Raw genomic sequence first — 8,057 nt, 5'->3', positions numbered from 1 at the left:
TGGGGGGGGCGCGGTGGGGGGGGCCCGGGCGGGTCCGGGGGGGGGCGCCGCCCCGGCCGCCCCCCGCCGGTGTCGTCGCGACTCGCATGCGCGTCGCCAATGTCATGGATGCTCCTGGAAGTCGGGGAATCCGGCCGGTGAGCCTGGCAGAGACCGCTGCCGGGCGGCCATGATGTTCGTTGGCGGATGACCGCCCGGGCGGAGAGCCGCCAGGGCCGCGAACTGACGCCCCGGCGGGGACCGGCAGCCCCCGCACGGGGTGCGGAAGGGACGGCGATGTCGGCACAGGAGGCGTCGATGCTGGGCGCGATCGGGCTGGACGAGCGGGCCGAACGGCTCTACACCGACCTCGTGGTGCACGGTGCGGGCGCACCGGACGAGCTGGCCTCCCGGTGCGGGACGGGCGGCGCCGAGACCCGGGCGGCGCTCGCGGCGCTCGCCGAGCACGGGCTGATCGCACCGCAGCGCGAGGGCAGTGCCCGCTACTCGGCCGCGCCGCCGACGGTCGCCCTGGAGGCCCTGCTGACCGGGCGCCGGCACGCCCTGCGGCAGGCCGAACTCGCCGCGGCCGCCCTGGCGGAGGCGTACCGGACGGCGGGCGGCGACGGCGGGCACGGCGACCTGGTGGAAGTGGTCGCCGGGCGGGACGCGATCGGCCACCGGGTGGCACAGCTGCAGGCCGGTGCCGTCGAGGAGTTGCTGGCCCTCGTCACCGGCCGGTACGACGTGGTGCGGGCGGACGCCACCGGCGCGGAGACCGCGGCGGTCGAACGCGGCGTCCACTACCGGGTGGTGCTGGAGCGGCAGGCGCTGGACAGGCCCGGGGCGGCCGCCGCGCTCTTCGAGGCGATGGACCGCGAGCAGCAGGTACGGGTGGTCGAGGAGGTCCCCACCAAGCTGATCGTCGCGGACCGGGCGGCCGCGCTGGTCCCGCTGACCGAGGGCGCGGCCGGCGGGGAACCGGTGGCGCTGGTCGTGCGGGCACCCGCGCTGGTCAGGGTTCTGACGGTGCTGTTCGAACAGACCTGGGAGTGGGCGCACCCGCTCGGCCGGGACGACGAGGCGGTGACGGTGGGCGCGGCCCCGGCCGGTGAGCCGGACGGCGTCGACCGGCGGATCCTGGCCCTGCTGCTCGCCGGGGCCACCGACCAGGCCGCCGCCAACCAGCTCGGCCTCGGCCTGCGGACGGTCCAGCGCCGGATCAGCCGGCTGATGTCGCTGGCCCGCGCCGAGACCCGGATCCAGCTCGGCTGGCAGGCGCACCGCCGCGGCTGGGTGCCGGACTGAGACCGACCGGCGCCGCGCACCGCCGGCCGCCCGTGGGATGATCCCGGGCGGCGCGGCGGGGTGGCCCCGCGCCCGGGGGTGCAGTGGTGACGGGAGGGCTGTGCGATGGCACGGCGGGCGGGGCGCGTGCTGGTGTGGTCGGCGGCGGCGGTACTGGCGGCCGGTCCGGCCGTGGCGGTGCCGGCGGTGAAGGAGCTGACCACCCGTTACCGGTCGGTCTCGGTGACCGGCGCGGCCATGGCGCCGGCCCTCGCCGCGGGCGACCGGGCGCTGGTCGCGCCGGTGCGGCCGGCCGACATCCGCGACGGCGACATCGTGCTGGTGGACGTGCCGGAGTTCACCGGCGGCAACGGCCCGTCGATCAAGCGCGTGATCGGGACGGGCGGTGACCGGCTCGCCTGCTGCGGCGGCACCGGCGACCAGGTGCGGCGCAACGGCGCGCTGCTCGTCGAGCCGTACGCGCGGGGCGGCACCCGGGGGTTCGACCTGACGGTGGAGCAGCACCGGCTGTTCCTGCTCGGCGACAACCGGGAGGATTCCGTCGACTCGCAGCGGCCGGAGCTGTTCCGCCACCAGGTGGACGGGACGGTGCCCGACGGTGCGGTGCTCGGCCGGGTGGTCTGGACGACGGCCGGGGCGGTCGGCGGTCCTCAGGAGCGGCGGGTCTCGGCCCTGATGCTGCGCACCGCGGTCGGCGTGGTCCTCACCCTGGCCGGCGCGATCGCCCTCCCGCTGGCCCTCGTCCTCGCCGCCCGCCGCCGGCGGCGCCCCGTCGCACCGCTCCAGGAGGCCGTGCTCGCCGCCCATCCGTAAGGCGGGCCGCCCGGCCGTGGCGGCGCCGCCCGGCCGTAGCGGGGGCCGCGCGGTCACCGGACCGGGGGTTGGGCGGCGGTTGGGAGGTGGTTCGTCCGCGGTTCACCGGGCGGTGCGGCGGGGCGGCCTAGGCTCTCGGGCGGCAGTCAGGCCGGAACCGTTGACAGGGAGTCGACATGACGCAGCGTCCGATCGGTGAGGGTTCCACCCGGCGCACGTTCCTGCGGGCAAGCGGGGCGGCCGGCCTCGGGACGGCCGCGCTCGGCGCGGTCGGTGCGAGCGCCGTCCCGGCCCGCGCCGCCGACGGGCAGCCGGCGGCCGGTGCGGACCTCGCCCGGGGGACCCGCCCGCCGGTGCACACCGGCACCGGCCTCGACCGTCTGCCGCACCCGCTGGTGGTCGGCCACCGCGGAGCCTGCGGCTACCGCCCGGAGGAGACCCTCGGCTCGTACGAGCTGGCGCTGGAGCTCGGTGCGGACGTCATCGAGCAGGACCTCGTGCCCACCAAGGACGGCCACCTGGTCGTCCGGCACGAGAACAACATCGCGGAGACCACCGACGTCGCCGCCCACCCCGAGTTCGCCGCCCGCCGCGCCACCAGGACGGTGGACGGGCAGGCGGTCACCGGCTGGTTCACCGAGGACTTCACGCTCGCCGAGCTGCGCACCCTGCGCGCCAAGGAGCGGCTGCCGCAGCAGCGCCAGCGCAACACGCTCTACGACGGCCGGTGGCCGGTGCCGACCTTCCGCGAGGTGGTGGACTTCGCCCGGCAGCGCTCCCGCACGCTCGGCCGGGACGTCTGGCTGTACGTGGAGACCAAGCACCCCAGCTACTTCCGCTCGATCGGGCTGCCGCTGGAGGAGCGGCTGGCCGACGAACTGCGGCGCGGCGGGCTGGCCGGACGCAACGGCCGGGCGATCCTCCAGTCGTTCGAGCCGAGCAGCCTGCAGCGGCTCGCGAAGCTGGTCGACAACCCGCGCATCCAGCTGCTGAGCACGGCCGACAGCCGCCCGTACGACTTCCGGCTCGCGGGCGACCCGCGGACGGTCGCGGACCTGGTGACGGCGGACGGCCTGCGCTGGCTCTCCTCGTTCGCGCACGGCATCGGACCGACCACCCAGCTGGTCGCCCCGGTGGACGCGTCCGGCCGGCTCCAGCAGCCGACCGCGCTGGTCGCGGACGCCCACCGGGCCGGGCTGGTGGTGCACCCGTACACCGTCCGCAACGAGAACTCCTTCCTCCCGGCGGACTACCGGCGCGGCACCGACCCGAACGCGTACGGCGACGCGATCGGATGGGCCCGGTACCTGTACGAGCTCGGGGTGGACGGCTTCTTCACCGACAACGCGGACACCTCCCGGCTGGCCCGGCAGGACTTCTGGGCCGCCCGCGGGGCCACGTCCTGACGGTCGGTCACGGCGGTGCGTGCGCGGGGCCGGTCGAGGGGGCCGGCGCCGCGCACGCATGGACAGGAATATGTCGGTCGGTCTACAGTCTGGGCCGTGGGAGCAAAGGGCGAGGAGACGCGGACCCGGCTGGTGCAGGCCACCCGGCTGCTTATCGAGGCACAGGGGTACTACGGCACCGGGCTCAACCAGGTGCTGGCGGCCAGCGGCGCGCCGCGCGGCTCGCTGTACTTCCACTTCCCCGAGGGCAAGGACGAGATGGTCGCCCTCGCCCTCGCCGAGGCGGGCCGCGACGTCACCGACCTGATCGCCGGGATGACCGGTGGCGACCTCACCCCGGCCGAGGTGGTCCGCGGCCTGCTGGACGTCTTCGGCGACCGGATGTCCGACTCCGGGTACGCCAAGGGCTGCCCGCTGGCGACCGTCGCCCTGGAGACCGCGGCAGGCCACGAACTGCTGCGCCGGGTCTGCGCGGACGCCTACGACGCCTGGCAGACCTCGCTGGCCCGGATGCTCGTCCGGCACGGCCGGGACGCGGCGGCCGCCGAGTCGCTGGCCGGCGCACTGCTCGCCCTGGTGGAGGGCGCCCTGCTGCTGGCCAGGGTCCGGCACAGCCGCGTCCCGCTCGACCAGGCCGCCCGGGCCGCAGAGGCACTGCTCACCGCCTGACCGCACCCCGGGCGCCGGGGCCGACCCCCGCCGGACGGCTCCGTGCGGCCCCCGCCCTCACGCCGAAAAATATGCAGACCGGTCCATATAAGAACTGTGACTCGCCCCGAGGAGACCTCCATGCCCCGCCCCACCGACCTCGTGCTCGGCGCCACCGGCTTCCTCGGCCGCTGGCTCGTCCTGGAGCTGCTCGACCGCGGCCACGCGGTGGCCGCCGGGCTGCGCGGCGGCCCGGCCCGGGCGGCCGAACTGCGCCGCTGGCTCGCCGAGCACGGCGCCGACGACGCCCGGCTCACCGCGCTGACCTGCGTCGGCATCGACACCGCCCGCCCCGGGCTCGGCCTCTCCGACGAGGACGCGCAGGCGCTCACCGAGGTCCGGGACGTGCACAACCTGGCCGCCCGCTACGCGTTCGGGCTCTCCCGCGCCGAGGCCGAGGCGGCCAACGTGGACGGCGCCGTCCACCCGCTGCGCTGGGCCGCCGGCCTGCCCCGGCTGCGCCGCCTCGTCCACGTCTCCGGCTATCGGGTGGGCCGGACGGCCACGCCCGTCCACCCGATGCCCCGGGAGGCGGCCGACCGCCTCTACCGCACGCTCGGCGCGTACGAGGCGTCCAAGACCGAGGGCGACGCGGCCGTCCGCACCCTGGCGCCGCGCCTCGGCGTGCCGCTCACCGTGGTCAACCCCGGGGTGGTGATCGGGCATTCGCGGACCGGCGAGGCCGGCCAGTACATCGGGCTGGCACCGCTGGTGGAGCGGCTCGCGGCGGGCCGGCTGCCCGCCCTGGCCGGCAGCCGTCGGACCTTCGTCCCGGTGGTGGCGGTCGACCACCTGGCGGCGCTGCTCGCCGCCGCCCCCGGGCACGACACGGCCCCCGTCCAACTGCACACGGTGCTCGACCCGGCCACTCCCCCGCTGCCGGAGCTGGTCGCCGTGGTCGCGCGGGCACTCGGTGTACGGGCGCCGCGGTCGGTGCTGCCGGCCGGGCTCGTCCGACGGCTGCCGCAGGCCCTGACCGGCCTGGACCGGGAGTCCTTCACCTTCCTCTCCGAGGACCGCTACGACACCGCCTCGGCGGAGCGGCTGGCGGCCTCGGCGGGCCTGTCGCACCCGCCGGTCGAGGAGCTGCTGGGCCGCTGGGCGGTGCGCCTGGTCGCCGAGCGCGCCGCCGCGCAGGCCTCCGCCACCCGCGGGTAGGACGGTCCCGGCGCGTTCGCCCACCGCTTGCCGCACGGTCGCGTCCGACCCCTTGTCGCCCGGCAGGGCAACCGAGTTGACTGAACAACATCCCGTCGTTCGACGGGTCCACGACAGACCCTCACGGAGCCCCGATGTCCCTGCCGACCCTCCGGCGCGCCCCCCGCCTGGCGGCCGCCGCCTGCGCCACGGCCGCACTGCTGGGCAGCACCGCGGCCGCGCCCGCGGCCCTCGCCGAGACGCCGCCCGCGACGGCGCCTGCCCTGAACGTGCTGACCTACAACGTGTTCCTGATGAGCAAGACGCTCTACCCCAACTGGGGCCAGGACCACCGGGCGCAGGCGATCGCCGCGGCCGACTTCTTCCGGGGCCACGACGTGGTGGTGCTGGAGGAGGCCTTCGACAACGGCGCCTCGGACGCGCTCACCGCGCAGGCGTCGGCCGCCTACCCGTACCACACGCCGGTGGTCGGCCGGTCGACCTCGGGCTGGGACGCGACCTCCGGCAGCTACAGCGCGGCCACCCCCGAGGACGGCGGGGTGACGCTGCTCAGCAAGTGGCCGATCCTGCACCGGGAGCAGTACGTCTACAAGGACGCCTGCGGCTCCGACTGGTGGTCCAACAAGGGCTTCGTGTACGCCGTCCTGGACGTCGCCGGGGTGCGCACCCACGTGGTCGGCACCCACCTGCAGTCCACCGACTCGGGGTGTTCGAGCGGCCAGCCGGCGGCCGTCCGGGCGGCGCAGCTCACCGCGATGCGCGGCTTCCTCGACGGCAAGCACATCCCGGCGGGCGAGCCGATCGTGGTCGCCGGCGACCTGAACATCGACTCGCACGGCTCGGAGTACCAGGCGCTGCTGGACAACGGCTTCCTCGCGCCGGCGAGCGAGCGGACCGGCTGGCCGTACTCGTTCGACACCGCCGACAACTCGATCGCCGCCTACCGGTACCCGGGCGAGCCGAAGGAGGATCTGGACTACGTGCTCTACCGGGCCGACCACGCCCGGCCGCAGCGGTACACCAACACCGTGGTCCGCACCCACAGTGCGCCGTGGACGGTGAGCAGCTGGGGCAAGTCCTACACGTACAGCGACCTCTCGGACCACTATCCGCTGACCGCGGGCTGAACCGACCGATCGGTCCGCCGCCGGTCGTCGCGTGTTGCGGCGCGCGGCGGCGGCCCGGCCGGGGCAGGGTGGGAGGGGAGCCGACCCGCCAGCGAGGAGTGAGCAGTCATGGCCATCGCAACCGTCAACCCGGCCACCGGGGAGACCGTCGAGACCTTCGCCCCGTACGACGACGCCGCCGTGGAGCAGCGCCTGGCACTCGCCGAGGCCGCGTTCCGGGTGCACCGCCTCACCTCGTTCGAGGAGAGGGCGACCCTGCTGCGGCGGGCCGCGGACCGGCTGGACGCGGAGCAGGAGGAGATCGCCCGCACCATGACGGTGGAGATGGGCAAGCCGGTCGCCGCCGCCCGCGCGGAGGTCGCCAAGTGCGCGAAGGCGATGCGCTGGTACGCCGACCGGGCGCCCGGGCTGCTGGCGGACGAGCGCCCGCAGGAGGCGGACGCCGCGGACTCCGGGGCCTCGTCGGTGCTGGTGCGGTACCGGCCGCTCGGCGTGGTGCTCGCGGTGATGCCGTGGAACTTCCCGCTCTGGCAGGTGGTGCGCTTCGCCGCTCCGGCGCTGATGGCGGGCAACGTGGGCCTGCTGAAGCACGCCTCGAACGTGCCGCGGACGGCGCTGGTGCTGGAGCGGGTGTTCCGCGAGGCCGGCTTCCCGCAGGGCTGCTTCCAGACGCTGCTGATCGACTCCAAGGCGGTCGAGGGGGTGATCCGGGACCGCCGGGTGGCCGCGGTGACGCTGACCGGCAGCGAGGGCGCGGGCCGCTCGGTCGCCGCGATCGCGGGCGACGAGGTGAAGAAGTCGGTGCTGGAGCTGGGCGGCAGCGACCCGTTCGTGGTGCTGCCCTCGGCGGACGTCGCAGCCGCGGTGAAGTGCGCGGTCACCGCCCGGGTGCAGAACAACGGCCAGTCGTGCATCGCCGCGAAGCGCTTCATCGTGCACGCCGAGGTGTACGAGGCGTTCACCGCCGCCTTCACCGACCGGATGCGGGCGCTGCGGGTCGGCGACCCGCTGGCCGAGGAGACCGAGGTCGGTCCGCTGGCGACGCGTCAGGGCCGGGAGGACATCGAGGAGCTGGTGGCCGATGCGGTGGCCCGGGGCGCGGTCGCGGAGTGCGGCGGGGCCCGCCCGGAAGGCCTGGACGACGGCTGGTTCTACCTGCCGACGGTGCTGACCGGGGTGGAGCCGGGGATGCGGATCCACCACGAGGAGGCGTTCGGCCCGGTCGCCACCGTGTACCGGGTGGCGAGCCTGGACGAGGCGGTGGCGCTGGCCAACGACACCCCGTTCGGGCTGAGCTCCAACGTGTGGACGAACGACGCCGACGAGCAGGAGCGGTGCATCCGCGACATCGAGGCCGGCGGGGTGTTCTTCAACGGGATGACCGCCTCGCACCCGGCGTTCCCGTTCGGCGGCGTCAAGCGTTCCGGGTACGGGCGGGAGCTGTCGGAGCACGGGATCCGCGAGTTCTGCAACATCACGACGGTGTGGCGCGCCCGCTGATCAGCGGCAGAGCGGCGGGGGGGGGGGGGGGGGGCGCGGGGGGGGGGGGGGGGGGGCG

General features: G+C 75.7%; 7 protein-coding genes. All 7 read left to right on the top strand.

The window, feature by feature from the left end; genetic code table 11:
* Window positions 1–276 precede the first annotated feature (276 nt).
* The 7 genes from ACFV0G_RS17895 (at window position 277) to ACFV0G_RS17865 (ending at window position 7,999) form a co-directional block, all read left to right on the top strand.
* Window positions 277–1,287: a helix-turn-helix transcriptional regulator gene (locus ACFV0G_RS17895; protein ID WP_380548014.1), complete on the top strand. Its 1,011-nt coding sequence runs from the start codon at window positions 277–279 to the stop codon at window positions 1,285–1,287.
* Between the two features lie 105 nt (window positions 1,288–1,392).
* Window positions 1,393–2,100: a signal peptidase I gene (lepB, locus tag ACFV0G_RS17890; protein ID WP_380548011.1), complete on the top strand. Its 708-nt coding sequence runs from the start codon at window positions 1,393–1,395 to the stop codon at window positions 2,098–2,100.
* A gap of 176 nt (window positions 2,101–2,276) precedes the next feature.
* Complete coding sequence (locus tag ACFV0G_RS17885) at window positions 2,277–3,506, top strand: glycerophosphodiester phosphodiesterase family protein (RefSeq protein WP_380548008.1); 1,230 nt, start codon at window positions 2,277–2,279, stop codon at window positions 3,504–3,506.
* A 96-nt stretch (window positions 3,507–3,602) separates the two neighbouring features.
* A complete protein-coding gene (locus ACFV0G_RS17880) occupies window positions 3,603–4,175 on the top strand; it encodes a TetR/AcrR family transcriptional regulator (protein WP_380548005.1) in 573 nt (190 codons plus the stop codon).
* Between the two features lie 120 nt (window positions 4,176–4,295).
* Complete coding sequence (locus ACFV0G_RS17875) at window positions 4,296–5,372, top strand: SDR family oxidoreductase (protein ID WP_380548002.1); 1,077 nt, start codon at window positions 4,296–4,298, stop codon at window positions 5,370–5,372.
* Window positions 5,373–5,506: 134 nt separating this feature from the next.
* A complete protein-coding gene (gene sph, locus ACFV0G_RS17870; RefSeq protein WP_380547999.1) occupies window positions 5,507–6,499 on the top strand; it encodes a sphingomyelin phosphodiesterase in 993 nt (330 codons plus the stop codon).
* Window positions 6,500–6,607: 108 nt separating this feature from the next.
* Window positions 6,608–7,999, top strand: coding sequence for an NADP-dependent succinic semialdehyde dehydrogenase (locus tag ACFV0G_RS17865; RefSeq protein WP_380547996.1), 1,392 nt, complete (start codon window positions 6,608–6,610; stop codon window positions 7,997–7,999).
* Window positions 8,000–8,057: the final 58 nt, after the last annotated feature.

This window comes from Kitasatospora sp. NPDC059571, assembly GCF_042735675.1.
Lineage (GTDB): Bacteria > Actinomycetota > Actinomycetes > Streptomycetales > Streptomycetaceae > Kitasatospora.
The sequence above is the reverse complement of the archived record's forward strand: the minus strand, read 5'-3'. Positions and strand labels throughout refer to the sequence as shown.

What these genes read in the sequence shown, in the direction of transcription:
- ACFV0G_RS17895 (WP_380548014.1), top strand. Translation starts at nt 277, where the DNA reads ATGTCGGCACAGGAGGCGTCGATGCTGGGCGCGATCGGGCTGGACGAG.
- lepB (WP_380548011.1), top strand. Translation starts at nt 1,393, where the DNA reads ATGGCACGGCGGGCGGGGCGCGTGCTGGTGTGGTCGGCGGCGGCGGTA.
- ACFV0G_RS17885 (WP_380548008.1), top strand. Translation starts at nt 2,277, where the DNA reads ATGACGCAGCGTCCGATCGGTGAGGGTTCCACCCGGCGCACGTTCCTG.
- ACFV0G_RS17875 (WP_380548002.1), top strand. Translation starts at nt 4,296, where the DNA reads ATGCCCCGCCCCACCGACCTCGTGCTCGGCGCCACCGGCTTCCTCGGC.
- sph (WP_380547999.1), top strand. Translation starts at nt 5,507, where the DNA reads ATGTCCCTGCCGACCCTCCGGCGCGCCCCCCGCCTGGCGGCCGCCGCC.
- ACFV0G_RS17865 (WP_380547996.1), top strand. Translation starts at nt 6,608, where the DNA reads ATGGCCATCGCAACCGTCAACCCGGCCACCGGGGAGACCGTCGAGACC.